Annotated in this window: 18 protein-coding genes; 9 read left to right on the top strand and 9 right to left on the bottom strand. The window is 53.2% G+C overall.

All coding sequences use genetic code 11. The features are described from left to right. Positions 1-19: 19 nt before the first annotated feature. From dauA to lolB, 4 genes are all read right to left on the bottom strand, one after another. Positions 20-1,702 (bottom strand): C4-dicarboxylic acid transporter DauA, encoded by a 1,683-nt coding sequence (gene dauA / locus FDW87_RS18540; RefSeq protein WP_029139565.1) that lies wholly within the window; start codon positions 1,700-1,702, stop codon positions 20-22. Positions 1,703-1,826: 124 nt separating this feature from the next. Next, the gene (gene prs / locus FDW87_RS18545) at positions 1,827-2,774 is read right to left on the bottom strand and encodes a ribose-phosphate diphosphokinase (protein WP_001518537.1); all 948 of its coding nucleotides are present in this window, start codon (positions 2,772-2,774) and stop codon (positions 1,827-1,829) included. 217 nt (positions 2,775-2,991) lie between these two features. Next, positions 2,992-3,843, bottom strand: coding sequence for a 4-(cytidine 5'-diphospho)-2-C-methyl-D-erythritol kinase (gene ispE / locus FDW87_RS18550; protein ID WP_016156742.1), 852 nt, complete (start codon positions 3,841-3,843; stop codon positions 2,992-2,994). After that, positions 3,840-4,463, bottom strand: coding sequence for a lipoprotein insertase outer membrane protein LolB (gene lolB / locus FDW87_RS18555; RefSeq protein ID WP_047358971.1), 624 nt, complete (start codon positions 4,461-4,463; stop codon positions 3,840-3,842). The genes ispE and lolB overlap by 4 nt, the downstream gene beginning before the upstream one ends. A gap of 211 nt (positions 4,464-4,674) precedes the next feature. Between lolB and hemA the strand changes: the two genes are divergently transcribed. The 6 genes from hemA to kdsA are packed head-to-tail and all read left to right on the top strand — an operon-like array spanning position 4,675 to position 9,979. Further along, complete coding sequence (gene hemA, locus FDW87_RS18560) at positions 4,675-5,931, top strand: glutamyl-tRNA reductase (protein WP_016153294.1); 1,257 nt, start codon at positions 4,675-4,677, stop codon at positions 5,929-5,931. Between the two features lie 41 nt (positions 5,932-5,972). Then, positions 5,973-7,055 carry a peptide chain release factor 1 gene (gene prfA / locus FDW87_RS18565; protein ID WP_016153293.1) on the top strand — a complete coding sequence of 361 codons (1,083 nt, stop codon included), beginning with the start codon at positions 5,973-5,975 and terminating at the stop codon, positions 7,053-7,055. After that, on the top strand, positions 7,055-7,888 hold the full coding sequence (prmC, locus tag FDW87_RS18570; protein ID WP_016156740.1) for a peptide chain release factor N(5)-glutamine methyltransferase: 834 nt from the start codon (positions 7,055-7,057) through the stop codon (positions 7,886-7,888). The genes prfA and prmC overlap by 1 nt, the downstream gene beginning before the upstream one ends. Beyond that, positions 7,885-8,277 (top strand): invasion regulator SirB2, encoded by a 393-nt coding sequence (sirB2, locus tag FDW87_RS18575; protein ID WP_016153291.1) that lies wholly within the window; start codon positions 7,885-7,887, stop codon positions 8,275-8,277. The genes prmC and sirB2 overlap by 4 nt, the downstream gene beginning before the upstream one ends. 2 nt (positions 8,278-8,279) lie before the next feature. Next, positions 8,280-9,089: an invasion regulator SirB1 gene (gene sirB1, locus FDW87_RS18580; RefSeq protein ID WP_003020775.1), complete on the top strand. Its 810-nt coding sequence runs from the start codon at positions 8,280-8,282 to the stop codon at positions 9,087-9,089. Positions 9,090-9,124: 35 nt separating this feature from the next. Further along, complete coding sequence (gene kdsA, locus FDW87_RS18585) at positions 9,125-9,979, top strand: 3-deoxy-8-phosphooctulonate synthase (protein WP_016156739.1); 855 nt, start codon at positions 9,125-9,127, stop codon at positions 9,977-9,979. A 152-nt stretch (positions 9,980-10,131) separates the two neighbouring features. Here kdsA and chaA read toward each other — a convergent pair whose 3' ends face one another. Next, entirely contained in the window at positions 10,132-11,232 is a 1,101-nt protein-coding gene (gene chaA, locus FDW87_RS18590) for a sodium-potassium/proton antiporter ChaA (RefSeq protein WP_016153289.1), read from the bottom strand. A gap of 275 nt (positions 11,233-11,507) precedes the next feature. On the opposite strand from chaA, the gene chaB reads away from it, so the two are divergent. Together chaB and FDW87_RS18600 are read left to right on the top strand one after the other, a co-directional pair. Then, a complete protein-coding gene (chaB, locus tag FDW87_RS18595) occupies positions 11,508-11,738 on the top strand; it encodes a putative cation transport regulator ChaB (RefSeq protein WP_016153288.1) in 231 nt (76 codons plus the stop codon). 196 nt (positions 11,739-11,934) lie between these two features. Continuing rightward, complete coding sequence (locus tag FDW87_RS18600) at positions 11,935-12,630, top strand: gamma-glutamylcyclotransferase (RefSeq protein ID WP_016156738.1); 696 nt, start codon at positions 11,935-11,937, stop codon at positions 12,628-12,630. A 54-nt stretch (positions 12,631-12,684) separates the two neighbouring features. On the opposite strand, the gene FDW87_RS18605 is transcribed toward FDW87_RS18600, so the two are convergent. Next, positions 12,685-12,930: a DUF1883 domain-containing protein gene (locus FDW87_RS18605; protein WP_003833405.1), complete on the bottom strand. Its 246-nt coding sequence runs from the start codon at positions 12,928-12,930 to the stop codon at positions 12,685-12,687. A 262-nt stretch (positions 12,931-13,192) separates the two neighbouring features. Continuing rightward, positions 13,193-13,546, bottom strand: a complete 354-nt coding sequence (locus FDW87_RS18610; RefSeq protein ID WP_049042858.1) for a DsrE/DsrF/TusD sulfur relay family protein — start codon at positions 13,544-13,546, stop codon at positions 13,193-13,195. A gap of 175 nt (positions 13,547-13,721) precedes the next feature. On the opposite strand from FDW87_RS18610, the gene FDW87_RS18615 reads away from it, so the two are divergent. After that, entirely contained in the window at positions 13,722-15,107 is a 1,386-nt protein-coding gene (locus FDW87_RS18615; protein WP_049269390.1) for a YchO/YchP family invasin, read from the top strand. Positions 15,108-15,128: 21 nt separating this feature from the next. Here FDW87_RS18615 and narL read toward each other — a convergent pair whose 3' ends face one another. Together narL and FDW87_RS23045 are read right to left on the bottom strand one after the other, a co-directional pair. Beyond that, complete coding sequence (gene narL / locus FDW87_RS18620) at positions 15,129-15,779, bottom strand: two-component system response regulator NarL (protein WP_003020756.1); 651 nt, start codon at positions 15,777-15,779, stop codon at positions 15,129-15,131. Then, positions 15,772-16,605 (bottom strand): histidine kinase (locus tag FDW87_RS23045; protein ID WP_252363247.1); only part of this gene is annotated, 834 nt, incomplete at its 5' end. The genes FDW87_RS23045 and narL, both read right to left, overlap by 8 nt.

Consider the following 16,605-nt stretch of genomic DNA (forward strand, 5'->3'; position numbering starts at 1 on the left):
CGCCTGGCCGGGCTACACGTCAGCTGATATCTGCCAGCGCGGCGTCTTTATTCGGGAAGAACGTCAGGCGTCCGGCAATCGGCTGAATGCCCGCGCGCGCCATGGTACGTAACGGCTGGAATTCCAGATTACTGATCCGCAGTTCACACCCTTCCGGGAGGCGTTTTACAAAACGCTGGAAAGCGTCCAGACCACCGGCATCCAGTACCGGGACCGCGTCCCACTTCAAGACCACAATACGTTTACCTGCAATACGCGATTCGAGATCGGTAAATAATCCCTCCGCAGCGGCAAAGAAAAGTGGGCCAATAACGCGCAGCACCAGCACATCGTCAGGTACGTCTACGTTGACCGGCGCCAGACGCGTCATGCGCGCGATACGACGCATAAACAGCAGGGAGGCGAGAACGATACCGACGCTGATGGCGATCACCATGTCGAATAGCACCGTCAGCGACATACACATAAGCATGACAATGATGTCGTCTTTTGGCGCATGACGCAGCAGATCCACCACTTTATGCGCTTCACTCATGTTCCATGCCACCATCAGCAGCAGGGCGGCCATGGCGGAAAGCGGTAACCAGGAAAGCAGCGGCGCAAGCACCAGCAGGGCAAGGATCACCAGAATCGCGTGGATGACCGCTGAAATTGGTGAGGTCGCCCCGGCGCGGACGTTTGCCGCAGAACGGGCAATTGCCGCCGTGGCGGTGATACCACCGAAGAACGGTGCCACGATGTTACCCAGGCCCTGGCCAATCAGCTCACTGTTGGCTTTATGCTTGGTGCCGGTCATCCCATCGAGCACGACGGCGCACAGTAGAGATTCAATCGCCCCGAGCATCGCCATGGAGAAGGCGGCCGGTAACAGCGCCTGTAACGAACTCCAGCTCAGGGTAAAGTTTGACTCCGGCATGTCCCACGGTAATACCAGTTGCGGCAGCAACTGCGGGATACCGTTACCCTGCGAGCCATCAGCCAGAATGTAGTGGAACTGAGAACCGATGGTGGCGACATGGCCGCCGGTCAGGTTCACAATCCCCATTACCGCACAGCCTGCCAGCAGCGCAGGAAGGTGGCCCGGCAGTCGGATCCCCAGACGCGGCCAGAAAATCAGGATCCCCAGCGTCACCACGCCAATTGCGGCATCGCCAACGTTGAGGGTTGGCAGGGCCATAAACAGCGCGCCGACCTTTTGCAGGTAGTGCTCCGGGACATGGGCCATTTGCAGACCGAGAAAATCTTTAATCTGCATGGTACCGATGGTGATACCAATACCCGATGTAAAACCTAACGTAACGGATACCGGGATATATTCGATCAGGCGACCAAAACGGGCGAGGCCGAAAAGGATCAGAAATATCCCGGACATTAGCGTTGCGACCAGCAGGCCTGCCAGCCCAAACTGTTGCGACACCGGATACAGAATCACCACGAAGGCGGCAGTTGGTCCAGATACGCTAAAACGTGAACCCCCGGTAAGGGCGATAACAATCCCAGCCACGGCTGAGGTATACAAGCCGTACTGCGGCGCCACGCCACTGCCTATTGCCAGGGCCATCGCCAGCGGAATGGCAATGATCCCAACGGTTATCCCGGCGATCAGGTCGCGGGTAAAGCGAGAAGCGGTATATTTTTCTTTCCAACAAGCGTCGATGAGGGCGCGGAAAGGCATCACATGTGAGGAAAATAATCTGTTCACAATAATGTTTCATCCATGAGCGCATCATCTGTCAACTAAATGGCAGGTGAAGGAGGCATAAGTCATACAAATAGATGTTGCAGATAAAAAAACCCGCCGCAGCGGGTTTTTGAGCCGGGCTCGATTAATGCTCGAACATAGCAGAGATGGATTCTTCGTTGCTGATACGACGAATCGCTTCGGCCAGCATACCCGACAGGGTCAATGTACGCACGTTTGGCAGTGCTTTGATTTCGTCAGTCAGTGGAATCGTGTCACAGACAACGACTTCATCAATCACTGAATTGCGCAGGTTGTTTGCCGCATTACCTGAGAAGATCGGGTGGGTAGCGTAAGCAAATACGCGTTTTGCACCACGTTCTTTCAGTGCTTCTGCTGCTTTACACAGCGTACCGCCGGTATCGATCATATCATCAACCAGCACGCAGTCACGACCTGCAACGTCACCAATAATGTGCATCACCTGAGAAACGTTCGCGCGCGGGCGTCGTTTGTCGATGATAGCCATGTCGGTATCGTTCAGCAGTTTAGCGATAGCGCGGGCACGCACGACGCCACCGATGTCCGGAGAAACCACAATCGGATTGTCCAGATTCAGCTGCAGCATGTCTTCTAACAGGATCGGGCTACCGAATACGTTATCAACCGGTACGTCAAAGAAGCCCTGGATCTGTTCAGCATGCAGGTCAACGGTGAGGACGCGGTCAACGCCAACGCTGGACAGGAAATCAGCGACGACTTTAGCAGTAATCGGTACACGAGCGGAACGTACGCGACGATCCTGACGTGCATAGCCGAAGTAAGGAATAACGGCGGTGATACGGCCTGCGGAAGCACGGCGCAGCGCATCAACCATAACGACCAATTCCATCAGGTTGTCGTTAGTAGGGGCACAAGTGGACTGGATGATGAAAATATCACCACCGCGTACATTTTCATTAATTTGTACGCTGACTTCGCCGTCGCTAAAGCGACCTACAGCGGCGTCGCCGAGTGAAGTGTACAGGCGGTTGGCAATACGTTGTGCTAGTTCCGGGGTGGCGTTACCAGCAAAAAGCTTCATATCAGGCACGAGAAGAACCTCAGGCATGCGTCCATTGGTGGAAAGAATCTGCCGAAAACTGTGCGGGCCAGGCAGTATCCTCTCCATGCGGTGTATTAAAGAGCGCGATGCAACGTCTGGAACAGGGTGACGTTGTCACCGCAACTCAGCTTGCCCGGCTTACTCGTCATCTTTCACGTTTCATGTATGCTGGCATATTTTGCCATCTTCCTGAAACCCGAACGATTTAGAGTAGCGCTCTGTGCAATGGGGAGAGGTTGACACCTTTCGCCACAAAGCCTTTGAGCCATTCCGGGGCTTGCTCAAGCACCTGGCGAGCACGAGACTCAGTGTCAAATTCAGCAAAGACACAAGCCCCTGTACCAGTCAGGCGCGACGGCGCGTATTCTAACAGCCAGGAAAGCGCCGCATCAACCTCGCGAAAACGTTTTCTTGCGATAACCTCGCAATCATTGCTGAATTCACATTTTAGTAACGTTTTTATTGACCTTTTTGGCGTGTTGCGCGGGAGGTCGGGATCTTTAAAAATCACCGGCGTCGGAATACTGACTCCCGGGTGGGCGACCAGATACCATTTTTCCTCTGGCTCGACCGGGGTCAGAATTTCACCTACGCCTTCAGCAAAGGCCGCATGGCCGCGCACGAATACGGGAACGTCCGCCCCCAGCGTTAAGCCGAGTCCTGCCAGTTCATCAACCGAAAGTCCGCACTGCCAAAGGTGATTCAGCGCCACCAGGACGGTAGCCGCATTAGACGAACCTCCGCCAAGACCGCCGCCCATCGGCAGGCGTTTTTCGATACTGATGTCGGCGCCGCTCCCTTTGGGAAGGCGATCGCTTTCAGACGCCGCCTTCATCAGCAAGCGCGCCGCACGGACAATTAGATTGTCTTCATGTGCAACGCCTTCCACCGGCGTTAACAGGCGGATTTCGCCGTCGCCACGCAGCACAATACCTATCGTGTCGCCATAATCAAGAAACTGGAATAGCGTTTGCAAAGTGTGATAACCGTCCGCACGCTGCCCGGTGATGTATAAAAACAGATTCAGTTTTGCCGGAGAGGGCCAGTGGGTCATCATTTCACAATCCAGTTATCCATTTTCAGCTTAATACGCTGATCGCCGTCGGACAGTTCCATGTTTGCCGGCATCGCAGGCTTAATTTTGCTGTCGTAGGCGCTATAGACCACTTTCCAGTTTTTACCGTCTTTGCTGTAGTTCACTTCACTCAGACGATACTGGTCGTCGAGTTTGTAATCGCTGGCGTCTCCCGGCAGGCCAAGGATCCACTGGCGCAGGCTGTTCAATGGAATAGGCATGCCGGTCAACTTACCAATCATCTCTTCGGCGTCGTCAGCGGTGTAGTGCTTGCCTTTGTTATCGACAAGTTCGACGTTGCCCGGCTGGGCATTGAGTTCCAGTTCAGTGCTGCCCAGGGGATTGGTCAGCAGGAGACGGTAGCGATCCTGTCCGGTTTGTTGCCAGAAAAAGCGGGCATAGACTTTCTGTTGATCGGAAATATACGCAAACGCACCGCGCGTCTGATATTGGTTCAGGGCGCGTACTTCCTGCTGGTGCTGGCGCCACTGTGGAGAGTCAGGGCTTTTGCCGGGACCTTTCGGCGCGTTGAGCGTACAGGCGGTAAGAGCCAGGGCCGCCAACGGCAGCAGGCGAATCAGGCGAAAATCAGGCAGGGTCATAATGATGACAAATCCTTGAGATACGTTGCAGTTATAACTCTTAATGCTAGCGCCGCCATCATACATCGTCTACGTTCAAGTTATCTTAAATCGCTCAAATTTGTGCACTAAGCTATTACTCCAAAAGGGGGCAGTCTCTTTTATTGACCGCACGCATCCTGTATGATGCACCCAGTCTAACCTTATCAACGCTGGTACTATTCCCGCACACATGACCCTTTTAGCGCTTGGTATTAACCATAAAACGGCACCTGTATCGCTGCGAGAACGCGTAACGTTTTCGCCGGATACGCTCGATCAGGCGCTGGACAGCCTGCTTGCGCAGCCAATGGTGCAGGGCGGGGTGGTGCTGTCGACGTGTAACCGTACAGAACTGTATCTCAGCGTTGAAGAGCAGGATAACCTGCAAGAAGCGCTGGTTCGCTGGCTGTGCGATTACCATAATCTTAATGAAGAAGACTTGCGCAATAGCCTGTACTGGCACCAGGACAACGACGCCGTCAGTCATTTGATGCGTGTTGCCAGCGGTCTGGATTCGCTGGTGCTTGGTGAACCGCAGATTCTGGGGCAGGTGAAAAAAGCTTTTGCGGATTCGCAAAAAGGTCACCTGAACGCCAGTGCGCTGGAACGCATGTTCCAGAAATCATTCTCTGTCGCTAAACGTGTACGTACAGAAACAGACATCGGTGCCAGCGCCGTGTCCGTGGCTTTTGCCGCCTGTACGCTGGCGCGGCAAATATTTGAATCGCTCTCCACGGTGACCGTGCTGTTAGTGGGCGCAGGCGAAACCATTGAGCTGGTGGCGCGACACCTGCGTGAGCATCAAGTGAAGAAGATGATCATCGCCAACCGTACCCGCGAGCGGGCGCAGGTGCTGGCGGATGAAGTCGGTGCCGAAGTGATTTCGCTGAGTGATATCGACGCGCGTTTACAGGATGCCGATATTATTATCAGTTCTACCGCCAGCCCGCTGCCGATTATCGGCAAAGGAATGGTGGAGCGCGCGCTTAAAAATCGCCGTAATCAACCTATGCTGCTGGTGGATATCGCCGTACCGCGCGATGTCGAGCCGGAGGTGGGTAAGTTGTCCAACGCCTATCTGTACAGCGTTGACGACCTGCAAAGCATCATTTCGCATAACCTGGCCCAGCGCAAAGCGGCGGCCGTGGAAGCCGAAACCATTGTGGCGCAGGAAACCAGCGAATTTATGGCCTGGCTACGCGCTCAGGGCGCAAGTGAAACTATCCGCGAGTATCGCAGTCAGTCAGAACAGATCCGTGATGAACTGACTGCCAAAGCGTTGGCTGCTCTTCAACAGGGTGGTGATGCGCAAGCCATTATGCAGGATCTGGCCTGGAAACTGACCAACCGCTTGATCCATGCACCAACCAAATCACTTCAACAGGCCGCCCGTGACGGGGATAGTGAACGCCTGAATATTCTGCGCGACAGCCTCGGGCTGGAGTAGCAGCACACCAATCTTATTTTTTACAGGGTGCATTTACGCCTATGAAGCCTTCTATCGTTGCCAAACTGGAAGCCCTGCATGAACGCCATGAAGAAGTTCAGGCGCTGCTCGGGGATGCGGGTACTATCGCAGACCAGGAACGCTTTCGTGCACTGTCGCGCGAATATGCGCAATTAAGCGATGTATCTCGCTGTTTTACGGACTGGCAACAGGTTCAGGAAGATATCGAGACGGCTCAGATGATGCTCGACGATCCTGAAATGCGTGAAATGGCGCAGGATGAACTGCGTGAAGCAAAAGATAAATGCGAGCAGCTGGAGCAACATCTGCAGGTTCTGCTGTTGCCTAAAGATCCTGATGACGAACGTAACGCCTTCCTCGAAGTGCGTGCGGGAACCGGTGGTGATGAGGCCGCGCTGTTTGCCGGCGATCTATTCCGCATGTACAGCCGTTACGCTGAATCGCGTCGCTGGCGGGTAGAGATCATGAGCGCCAGCGAAGGCGAACATGGCGGGTTTAAAGAAGTCATTGCCAAAATTAGCGGCGAAGGCGTGTACGGTCGACTGAAATTTGAGTCCGGTGGGCATCGTGTGCAACGCGTACCTGCGACGGAGTCACAGGGCCGTATTCACACCTCGGCCTGTACGGTCGCGGTCATGCCGGAACTACCAGATGCCGAACTGCCGGACATCAACCCGGCCGATCTGCGTATTGATACCTTCCGCTCATCAGGCGCAGGGGGTCAGCACGTTAACACCACCGACTCCGCAATCCGTATTACCCACTTGCCGACCGGTATCGTAGTGGAATGCCAGGACGAACGTTCGCAGCATAAAAACAAAGCGAAAGCGATGTCGGTGCTGGGGGCGCGAATTCGTGCCGCCGAAGTGGCAAGACGTCAACAGGCCGAAGCCTCTGAGCGTCGCAATCTGTTGGGCAGTGGCGATCGCAGCGATCGCAACCGTACCTATAACTTCCCGCAGGGTCGCGTGACCGATCACCGCATTAACCTGACGCTCTACCGTCTGGATGAAGCGATGGAAGGCAAACTGGATATGCTCATTGAGCCAATTGTCCAGGAATACCAGGCCGACCAACTGGCGGCGTTGTCCGAGCAGGATTAATGGATTATCAGCACTGGCTGCGTGAAGCGATAAGCCAATTACAGGCAAGTGAAAGCCCGCGCCGTGACGCCGAGATTTTGCTCGAGTTTGTTACCGGTAAGGGACGCACCTTTATTTTGGCTTTCGGTGAAACGGTATTAACCGAGGCGCAGCGTCAACAGCTCGACACATTACTGGAGCGCCGTCAGCGGGGTGAGCCGGTGGCGCATTTAACCGGCGTGCGGGAGTTCTGGTCGCTGCCGCTGTTTGTGTCTCCGGCTACGCTTATCCCTCGTCCGGATACTGAGTGTCTGGTGGAACAGGCGCTGGCTCGCCTGCCGGCCTCAGCATGCCGCATTCTCGATTTGGGAACCGGCACGGGCGCCATTGCGCTGGCACTGGCAACCGAACGTCCGGATTGCGCAGTAACGGCGGTTGACCGCATGCCGGATGCCGTTGCGCTGGCCACTCGCAACAAACAGCATCTGGGCATCGACAATGTTTGCGTGCTGCAAAGCAACTGGTTCAGCGCTTTGCAGGGACAGCAGTTTGATATGATTGTCAGCAATCCGCCGTATATCGACGAACAGGATCCGCATCTGGCGCAAGGCGATGTACGCTTTGAACCTCTGTCGGCACTGGTGGCGGGCGATCGGGGACTGGCGGATATCGTGCATATCATTGACCAGTCTCAGCGCGTGTTAACGCCTGGCGGCTATCTGTTGCTGGAACATGGCTGGCAGCAGGGGCAGGCCGTCCGGGACGTCTTTACTCGTGCGGGTTACCAGGCGGTTGAAACCTGCCGTGATTATGGCGGCAACGAGCGAATTACGCTTGGACGCATCCCATCATGAGTACCTTCAGTGTGTTACTCAACATTCATCTCATCAGTATTGCGCTTTCCGTTGGCTTGCTGACGCTGCGTTTTTGGTGGCGTTACACCGACTCGCGTCTTGCCTGCGCACGCTGGACGCGCATTGTGCCACCGGTTGTGGATACCGTTTTATTACTCAGCGGCGTGGCGCTAATGGTTAAAGCGCACATCCTGCCATTCACTGAGCACGGGACATGGCTGACTGAAAAGCTGTTTGGGGTTATCATTTACATCGTTTTGGGTTTTATTGCGCTCGATTATCGTCGGGCGCGCAGTCAGCAGGCGCGATTAGTCGCATTTCCGCTGGCGCTGGTGGTGCTGTACATCATCATTAAACTCGCCACCACAAAAATACCGTTACTGGGGTAAGCATGAGGTCGTTAGCTGATTTCGAATTTAATAAAGCGCCATTGTGTGATGGGATGATCCTGGCGTCGGAGTCTATCCGTCTGGATTTTCCAACACAAACTGTCTATGACGAACTGGAACGTCTGGTCAGTCTGGCGCAAGAAGAAATTAGCCAGCTCCTGTCTCAGGATGAGCAACTGGAAAAACTGCTGGCACTTTTTTACGGCGAATGGGGATTTACGGATACCCACGGCGTCTATCGTCTTTCTGATGCACTCTGGCTTGACCAGGTACTGAAAAATCGGCAGGGTAGCGCCGTGTCTCTGGGGGCGATCTTATTGTGGATTGCCAACAGACTGGAGCTGCCGCTGGTACCGGTGATTTTCCCGACGCAACTGATCCTTCGTATTGAGTCGCTCGATGGTGAAATGTGGCTAATCAATCCATTCAATGGCGAAACGTTAAATGAGCACACGCTGGAAGTGTGGTTGAAGGGGAACATCAGCCCGGTCGCGGAGCTGTTTAACGAAGATCTGGATGAGGCGGATAACGCGGAAGTGATCCGCAAACTGCTCGACACGCTGAAATCATCACTGATGGAAGAGCGGCAAATGGAGCTGGCGCTGCGTGCCAGTGAAGCACTATTGCAGTTTAATCCTGAAGATCCGTATGAAATTCGCGATCGTGGTTTAATATACGCGCAGCTCGAGTGCGAACATGTTGCGCTGACAGATTTAAGTTATTTCGTTGAACAGTGTCCGGAAGACCCGATCAGCGAAATGATTCGTGCGCAAATTAATACTATTTCGCACAAACAAATTGTATTGCATTGATTAATCACACTTTACCTACCGTTTAAGGCGATCCTATGAAACAAAAAGTGGTTAGCATTGGCGACATCAACGTGGCAAATGACCTGCCGTTCGTGCTGTTTGGCGGAATGAACGTGCTGGAATCCCGCGATCTGGCGATGCGCATTTGTGAGCACTACGTAACCGTTACTCAAAAGCTGGGTATCCCTTACGTGTTTAAAGCCTCCTTTGATAAAGCCAACCGTTCTTCCATTCACTCCTACCGTGGACCGGGCCTTGAAGAAGGGATGAAAATCTTCCAGGAACTGAAACAGACTTTTGGCGTAAAAGTGATCACCGACGTTCACGAAGCCAGCCAGGCACAGCCTGTTGCTGATGTGGTGGATGTGATTCAGCTTCCGGCATTCCTTGCTCGTCAGACCGATCTGGTGGAAGCGATGGCGAAAACCGGTGCCGTAATCAACGTGAAGAAACCGCAGTTCATCAGCCCGGCTCAGATGGGCAACATCGTGGATAAATTCCATGAAGGCGGCAACGATAAGGTTATTCTGTGCGACCGTGGTGCGAACTTTGGTTATGACAACCTGGTTGTGGACATGCTGGGCTTCAGCGTGATGAAGAAAGTCTCCGGCAACTCACCGGTGATTTTTGACGTTACCCATGCGCTGCAGTGCCGCGATCCGTTTGGCGCAGCAAGCGGTGGTCGTCGTGCGCAGGTTACCGAACTGGCGCGTGCCGGTATGGCGGTTGGTCTGGCAGGTCTGTTTATTGAAGCGCATCCGGATCCAGCCAATGCGAAATGCGATGGCCCATCCGCGTTGCCGCTGGCGAAGCTGGAACAGTTCCTGACGCAGATTAAAGCGATTGATGACCTGGTGAAAAGCTTCGACGAGCTGGATACCGAGAACTAAGTGAGTGTGACAGGCCGGAGTTTCCCTCCGGCCTGCTATTTGAAAAGGGTATAAAGGTCGCCGTCAGGCACCAGACGCGCCATCGATTGTGTTATATCGGCAGAAAAGAAAACGGCCCTGAAGCGGACCGTGGGGTACGTCTAAAATAATACTCAGGCAAATATTGTCATCAGATAGGCGATAAACAGTGCCAGATGCGCTGCACCGTTAAGCACATTGGTGCGTCCGGTGGAGAAAGAGATCTGACACAGAACCAGTGATGAAACCATCACAATCATCTCTGGCGCCCCCAGCGCAAACATCAAATCATTCCCGGTTGCCCATGCAATCAGCGTCACCACCGGTACGGTCAGTGAAATTGTGGCTAATACCGAACCGAAGAATAAATTCATTGCCCGCTGTACCTGATTGCTCAGAACCGCTTTCAGTGCGCCCAGTCCTTCAGGCGAGAGGATCAGTAACGCGACCAGGAAACCCGTAAATGCGACTGGCGCATTCAGTTCAGTCAGCAAGGTCTCAAGCGGGCTGGCGTTCATCTTGGTCACGGCGATAACAGCGATCAGATGAATGATAAGCCAGGCGGCGTGCCACAGATTGCTGTGCGCAGACGGCTTACCGTGATGCGGGTCGTCGTCGTCACCCTCGTCTTCATGCTCGTAAATGAACAGACTTTGGTGCGTTTTAGTTTGAATCAGCAAAAATACGCCGTACATCGCCGCAGAAATTAACGCCACCAACAGCGCCTGCGCGGTAGTGAAATTTGCCCCCGGCAACGCCATCGGGAATACCAGTACAATAATGGCCAGTGGGAACAGGGCGATTAAATACTGCTTAATACCAAATAGGTTCATATACTGAGTGGCAAATTTACGGCCACCTAATAGTAATGAAAAACCGACCAGACCCCCGGTTACGATCATAATGATTGAATACAGCGTATCGCGCATGAGCGTAGGTGCGGCATCGCCGGTTGCCATTAATGCGGAGATTAAGCTGACTTCAAGAATAACAACGGACAAACTGAGGATCAGCGACCCGTAGGGTTCGCCAAGTCGATGCGCTAATACGTCCGCATGACGGACAACGCTGAATGCGCTGCTTAATATTCCAATAAGGGCCAGCGCATTAATACCGATGACCACTGGTAGTGACTGACTGCTCCCCCAGAAGAACAGGACTACCAGCGCCAAAATCGGGAAGACGAGAGAGGTCTCCTTGTGGCGGGTTTTTACCGCCTCATGTGCTTGTGTCATTGCATTAATTCTCCATCTCTGCAGGTATTTATAATTATAAAAAGTATTAAAGAATGTAAAAAATAACAGAAAACGTGGTTTTGTAGGTGACATTTTACGAAATTTTACTACATCATCTGTTTTCCCTCTCAAAGCGGCCAAAAACCAATTTCTTGTTTATAGACTGTTTAATTAACAGAAGGTTAGGTAAAGAAAATTTCTAAAAATGTCCATTATTGGCGTCTCGCCGCATTGTTAACCACACTTAAGGTTTAGCCTAAAAAGAGGAGTTCACAATGCCCTATAAATCTAAAAGCGATCTGCCTGACAGCGTGCAGCACGTTCTGCCAGCCCATGCTCAGGACATTTATAAAGAAGCTTTCAACAGCGCCTGGGAACAGTATAAAGACAAATCTGACCGCCGTGACGATGCCACCCGAGAAGAGACGGCACATAAGGTGGCGTGGGCCGCGGTTAAAAATGATTACCAAAAAGGTGATGATGGTAAATGGCATAAAAAGACGTAACAGTATCAATTATAATGCCTTTATAAACTCGCTTGCATCAGGCGTTAGCGAATCGTGCTACGCCGCGCGGTTACTGGCTTGCAAGCGAGCGGTGAATTGCCTATTGTCCAGCTATTGGTTTCAAAATGAGCAGTAAAAAAGCCCGGAAGGCGTCAAAAAAGTTGTCGCAGGGAAGCAGCAGTGGCGGAGGTGTAAGGTGTTAACGCGTGATTTTTTATTGAATGCCGACTGTAAGACGGCATTTGGTGCTATTGAAGAATCACTACTCTGGTCAGCGGAACAACGTGCAGCCTCACTGGCCGCCACGCTCGCTTGTCGACCAGATGATGGACCGGTGTGGATCTTCGGTTATGGATCGTTGATGTGGAACCCGGCCTTAGAGTTTGAAGAGTCCTGTACCGGCACATTAGTCGGCTGGCACCGTGCATTTTGTCTGCGCCTGACGGCGGGGCGAGGAACGGCGTGTCAGCCAGGCCGCATGCTGGCCCTGAAAGAGGGCGGACGTACCACCGGTGTGGCCTACCGCTTGCCGGACGCGTCGCTGGAACAAGAGCTTTCTCTGTTGTGGAAGCGAGAAATGATCACCGGATGCTATCTGCCGACCTGGTGCCAGTTGGCGCTTGATGACGGCCGTACGGTGAACGCGCTGGTGTTTATTATGGATCCGCGCCATCCGCTGTTTGAGTCAGACACGCGCGCGCAGGTGATCGCGCCGCTTATTGCCGCGGCCAGTGGACCTTTAGGCACTAATGCCCAGTATCTGTTCTCGCTGGAACAAGAGCTGGTCAAGCTGGGGATGCAGGATGATTGTCTTAATGATCTGGTGATTACGGTCAAACGATTGTTGGGAGAGAACCTGCCAGAAGGCGTTATGCGGCCTGGGTTTGCCTGAACCCGGCGTGGAATTGTATGCCCGAAAGCCAGGTGCTTTTCGGGCATGTCACGCTTAGGCTGCAATATAACTTATCGAATGCTCAAGCGACTGACTGTGGCTGTCGATCAGCACGTTCCAGACGCCGGTATAGGGCACGGTCAACCATGCGTTATCACGATCCTGCACGCTTAAGATGTCGGACTGCGTGTCTTTGACGTGATTTTTTTCGCTCATCAGATGGATGTGACAGCGCTCGGAACAGCGCACAACCACCGTATCGCCACCAAATAACTTTAAACTTGCCTTCACTAATGCCATTTTTCACCCCGTTCTTGAAAACAACGTACTTTCTGTCGAAAGTGCTGCGTGATGTTGTTCACATTTCACTCATTGCATAACACCAAAGGGGGAGCAACAGGATGCTGATTTTGATCAAAAAATGGCATAACGATTAAACAAAAGTGACAAAACACCTCAAAAGGGTTGAACGGGCGTGCTAACGTTCAACGAAACCGCGCCCATCAAATATTAAATCCGGAAATTATCGACACTTTCAGTGCGCTTGCCTGAAAACGGTATATCAGAAGGTCAACACTTTATCTGCAGCCAGCGTCCATTGAGCCAGTTCTACCAGCGTGCCGACGGCCACTCCGTCAATTAACGGCAGCGCCGTGATCCCACGACCATCGGTGCAGGTTTTGCATAGTTTTACCGGAACATTTTGCGCTGTCAGGATCTCCAGCATTTGCTGAATATTGTAGCCCTCCGCGGGTTTCTGACCACGTAATCCTGCGGTTACGGCGTCAGACATTAAAAACAGACGCAGGTCGAGAGCGGCTTCCTGTTCGCGCAGGGCGATAGCCAGACGCAGGCTGTTAAATAACGATTCGCTTCCATAAGCCGCTCCGTTCGCGACGATCACTATCTTTTGCATTTTTACTCCTGTTACTGCATGTGAGCGTAAATAACCGATACGTATGTTACACCTATTTCTCAATGCCAGGATAATGCCGAAAAAAGGGGGAGGGGCTGAAAATCAACGCTGAAAACGTTATGGTTTAAGATAAGTATGCCACTGTGGCTAATTGATGTAAGAAACCACTAACGATTTGAGCCGTATTATCTGTTCTTCTCTTGCTGTATTCGCACTCTTGCCGCTGGCAGGCGGTACTGCTAACGCGCAGTCGTCCTTTGTGCACCAGGCTGAAAACCCTTTCGATAACAATAGTGATGGCTTGCCCGATCTTGGTATGGCCCCGGAGTCGCGGGCAGGCGAAAAGCATTTTGCCGAAATGGTCAAAGCGTTTGGTGAAGCCAGCATGACTGATAACGGGCTTGATACCGGTGAACAGGCGAAGCAGTTCGCGTTTGGCCAGGTGCGTGATACGGTCAGCGAACAGGTGAATCAGCAACTGGAGTCCTGGCTCTCTCCCTGGGGAAATGCCAGTATCGGGTTGCAGGTTGATAACGAAGGCAGTTTTACCGGGAGTCGGGGAAGCTGGTTTGTGCCGTGGCAGGACAACCAACGTTATCTTACCTGGAGCCAGCTAGGAGTGACGCAACAGGACGACGGCTTAGTCAGTAATGCGGGGATTGGGCAACGTTGGGTACGCGACGGTTGGTTACTGGGTTACAACACCTTTTATGACAACTTACTGGATGAAAATCTGCCCCGCGGAGGCCTCGGCGCAGAGGCGTGGGGCGAATATTTGCGCTTATCCGCTAACTATTATCAACCGTTGTCTTCCTGGGAGGATCGTTTTGCAACCCAGCAACAACGGATGGCCCGCGGCTACGATCTGACCGCGCAAATGCGGATGCCGTTCTATCAACACCTCAATACCAGCGTCAGCGTGGAACAGTATTTTGGCGACCGGGTGGATCTATTTCATTCGGGAACCGGGTATCACAATCCGGTGGCGGTGAACCTCGGGCTGAGCTATACACCGGTGCCGCTAATCACGGTGACAGCGCAGCATAAGCAGGGTGAAAGCGGCATCAGCCAGAATAACCTCGGCTTAACCCTTAGTTACCGTTTTGGCGTGCCGTTAAAAAAACAGTTGATGGTCAGTGAGGTGGCGAACAGCCGTTCACTGCGCGGCAGTCGTTATGACGATCCGCAGCGTAACAATTTGCCGACGCTGGAGTATCGCCAGCGTAAAACGCTGTCGGTATTTTTGGCCACGCCACCCTGGGATCTCAAACCGGGAGAGACGGTGGCGCTGAAGCTGCAGGTGCGTAGTTTGCATGGGATCCGCCACCTGACGTGGCAGGGCGATACTCAGGCGTTGAGCTTAACGGCTGGCAGCAATAACCGAAGCGCGCAGGGCTGGACGATTATTATGCCGAAGTGGGACAGCAGAGAAGGTGCGACGAACCGCTGGCGGTTGTCTGTGGTGGTAGAAGATGAGCAGGGCCAGCGTGTCTCTTCCAATGAGATCACGCTATCACTGACCGAACCGTTTACTACCGTTTCGGAAAATGATCCTCGTTAACAATGACGCATACGCGCGTTATCAGAAAATACGTTCCTGGTGCACCCATACCGCGGCTTCAACACGTGATTTGAGCTTCATTTTCTTCAGCATATGCTTCACGTGAACTTTTACCGTGCTTTCGGTGATGTCAAGGCGGCGAGCGATCATCTTGTTAGGCAGGCCCTGGGCGATGAGCTTAAGAATATCGCGTTCGCGCGGCGTCAGTTGAGTAACATCACGGTCGGACGTTGCACGATTGGCGCGTAGGCTGGCGGCCAGAACCGGCGTTAAGGCTTCGCTCAGCACCATTTCACCGGCAGCCGCTTGCTGCAATGCTTTCAGCAAATCTTCCGGCTCCATATCTTTCAGTAGATAACCGTCGGCACCGCGCTTCAGTGCAGTAACCACGTCTTCTTCATGGTTGGATACGCTAAACACGACGATACGGCCTGACAGTGATTTCTCACGCAGCTTGTCGAGTGTTTCCAGACCGTTCATGCCGGGCATGTTGAGATCAAGAAGGATCAGATCGGGATCAAGGGATTCTGCCAGCTCGATACCCTGCTCACCATTGCTGGCTTCGCCGACAACGGTGATATCGGGCGCCATGCTGACAAGCTGTTTTACACCGGTTCGCAGCATCGGATGATCGTCGATCAACAGGATGGTTGCCGGTTCCAGATTACTCATGGGTATCTCCTTGGACTTCTGTGAAGTTTGTTTCGGGAATAAAAGTGACAGCAACTTCAGTACCGCCTGTCTCGCGACGGCGTACACGGCAATCGCCGCGCAAGCTCTGCGCACGGTCGCGCATGATTATCATGCCGTAGTGGTTACTGCGTTCGGCGTTTTCCGGTACGCCGCAGCCGTTATCTTGCACTGTTAGTTTGACCTGCTTACCATTTTGCACCACCGTCACAACTACTTCATCGGCCTGAGAGTGTTTGAGGGCGTTGCTCAGGGCTTCGCGCGCAATTTGTAGCAGGTGAATCGCCTGATGCGAAGGGACCAGACGCGGTGGCAGCTGATAATCCAGCTTAACCGTAAAGCCAAAACGCGCGCTGTATTCCTGACAGCTGGCTTCCAGCGCCGGTCTCAATCCAGGTTCCGTCAGCTGTAAACGGAAGGTCGTTAACAGCTCGCGCAGTTGCGCCCAGGAGGCGTTCAACTCGTTACGAATCTGACTGAGCAGCTCGCGGCAGTTATCTGAAAGCACATCGCCCTGCATCTGCAAACAGCTCACCTGCATCTTCATACAGGAGAGCGATTGTGCAATAGAATCATGAAGTTCGCGCGCAATGGTGGCACGCTCTTCCATCACGATCAACTGCTGCTGACGCTCCTGATGCCTGTCGAGTGCAAGCGTTGCGGTCAGTTGCTCAACCAGGGTATCAACCAGTTGCTGCTGATCGTGGCTGAGATGGCGTCCGTACGGCAAAGTCGCGAGCAGGATACCATACTGAGTATGGGCGTCGGTTAGCCGCCATTTCAGTGTGATACCGCCGTCAATGGCGGG

This window comes from Citrobacter sp. wls826 (assembly GCF_005281245.1).
GTDB classification, from domain to species: domain Bacteria; phylum Pseudomonadota; class Gammaproteobacteria; order Enterobacterales; family Enterobacteriaceae; genus Citrobacter; species Citrobacter braakii.